The organism is Nocardia farcinica, assembly GCF_029867845.1.
In the GTDB taxonomy this organism is placed as follows: domain Bacteria; phylum Actinomycetota; class Actinomycetes; order Mycobacteriales; family Mycobacteriaceae; genus Nocardia; species Nocardia farcinica_A.
The window spans coordinates 1-1,703 of sequence record NZ_JARWRU010000301.1 but is presented as its reverse complement, the minus strand read 5'-3'; the positions used below and the strand labels follow the sequence as shown (position 1 = coordinate 1,703).

General features: G+C 73.1%; 2 protein-coding genes and 1 pseudogene. 2 read left to right on the top strand and 1 reads right to left on the bottom strand.

Annotated elements, in window-relative coordinates; genetic code table 11:
• Nucleotides 1-264 (top strand): annotated as a pseudogene (locus QH283_RS06545) (hypothetical protein); the annotation flags it as partial.
• 69 nt (nucleotides 265-333) lie between these two features.
• Complete coding sequence (locus tag QH283_RS06540) at nucleotides 334-1,002, top strand: helix-turn-helix domain-containing protein (protein ID WP_280502117.1); 669 nt, start codon at nucleotides 334-336, stop codon at nucleotides 1,000-1,002.
• Nucleotides 1,003-1,047: 45 nt separating this feature from the next.
• Here the strand turns inward: QH283_RS06540 and QH283_RS06535 are convergent.
• The coding region (locus QH283_RS06535) for an esterase-like activity of phytase family protein (RefSeq protein ID WP_280502116.1) at nucleotides 1,048-1,703 on the bottom strand (656 nt) is incomplete at its 5' end.

Here is a 1,703-nt window from a genome sequence, read left to right as displayed (position 1 = left end):
CATCACCGGCCCGCCGGGCCCCCCCACTCCCCCGCCGGGGCGCCCGCCGCCCCGGCCCGGCGGGGGGCCCCGGGCAGCCCCGCCCCCCCCGAGGCGCCCGCCCACGCCACGGCGGGCGCGCTCATCGCGGGCGCCGCGCTGCCCATGCGACCGCCGCCCCGGCTGCGGATGCCGGACGGATCGATCGCGCTGGCGGGCTTTCTCGACAGCGCGCGGGCGCGGTACGGCGATCTGGACCGGCCCTGGGAGGTGCGGGCGTGGTGACACCGTGGCGGGCACAGCTCACACTCCGCCGAGTGTTCACTGTGAGGAAACCCCGACTACGATAGTGACATGGCAGAGTCCGCACAGGCCCGTGTGCACCACGACACCGGCGATCCGGCTCCCGTCCAGCGGGAGGTGATCGGCGAGCCGCCGACCGGCGGGGATCTGGAGGCCGCCATCGCCAGGCAGGTGCGGGCGCTGCGGCGGGCGGGTGGCATGTCGGTGGGCGAGATGGCCGCCAAGGTCGGCATCTCCAAGGCCATGCTGTCCAAGATCGAGAACGCGCAGACCTCCTGCAGCCTTTCCACGCTCGCGCGCCTGGCCGCCGGGCTCGACGTACCGGTGACCTCGCTGTTCCGCGGGGCCGACACCGCCCGCGAGGCCGTCTACGTGCCGGCGGGCAGCGGCGCGGTGATCGTCGGCCGGGGCACCCGCATCGGCCACCACTACGAACTGCTCGGCTCGCTGCGCGGGCAACACAAACGACACGAGCCGGTGCTGGTGACGCTGACCAATGCCAGCGAGGTGTTCCCCCGCTTCCAGCACGCGGGCACCGAGCTGCTCTACATGCTCGAGGGCGTCATGGTCTACGGCCACGGCGACGCGGAATACACGCTGCGACCGGGCGATTCGCTGCTGCTGGACGGCGAGGGCATCCACGGGCCGAACGAACTGGTCCGTCTGCCCATCCGCTTCCTCGCCGTCACCGCCTATCCGGACAACCACGTGGAGGACTGACCGGCCGGGAGCCGGTCACCGGGCGAGCGGGCTCGGCGACCCGGCTCAGCCGCCGAGCGCCTCCGACGCCGGGCCGAGGTCGAGGAAGACCGTCTCGCCGTTGGCGTCGTCGAGCCCGTCGTTGTCGGTGACCACGTACAGCCGTCCGTTGCCGCCGACCGTCATCCCTTCGACCTTCTCCTGGACGTACCCGTTGCCCGCCGCGAGGTCGGGGAGCAGATCGCGAACGAGCCTCTTGGGCAGCACCTTCGGCGCCTGCGCGTCGACAGCACCGGCCTCGGTGGGCGGTTCCACCCGGTAGATCGCCTTCACCCGGGCATCGGGGCCGTTCAGCTTGTCGCGCTCGAGGACGAGCAGCGCACCGTCGTGGACGGCGATCTCCGACAACCCGATCCAGTCGCCCTCGGCGGTGGTGCTCTCCAGTCGGTAGCCGAACCACTCCCAGCGGTCGTCGGCCGGCGTGTAGCGGCCGATCCTGGCGACGCCCTTCGGGTCGGTCTTCACCTCCCGCTGCAGCACCGCCCACACCGCGTCGCCGTCGACCGCGACGCCCTCCAAGCCCTGACCGCCCAGCCCGGCCGCCAGTTCGGCGGGCAGGGTCACCCGACGCTCGACAGCACCGTCCGCCCCGATGAAGACCAGCGCGTTGCCCGCACCGTCCGCACCCTCCACCGCCAGCACGAAACCACCGTCGGGGCGGG

Excerpts from the sequence above, each read along its gene's own strand:
- QH283_RS06540 (WP_280502117.1), top strand. The coding sequence starts at position 334 with ATGGCAGAGTCCGCACAGGCCCGTGTGCACCACGACACCGGCGATCCG.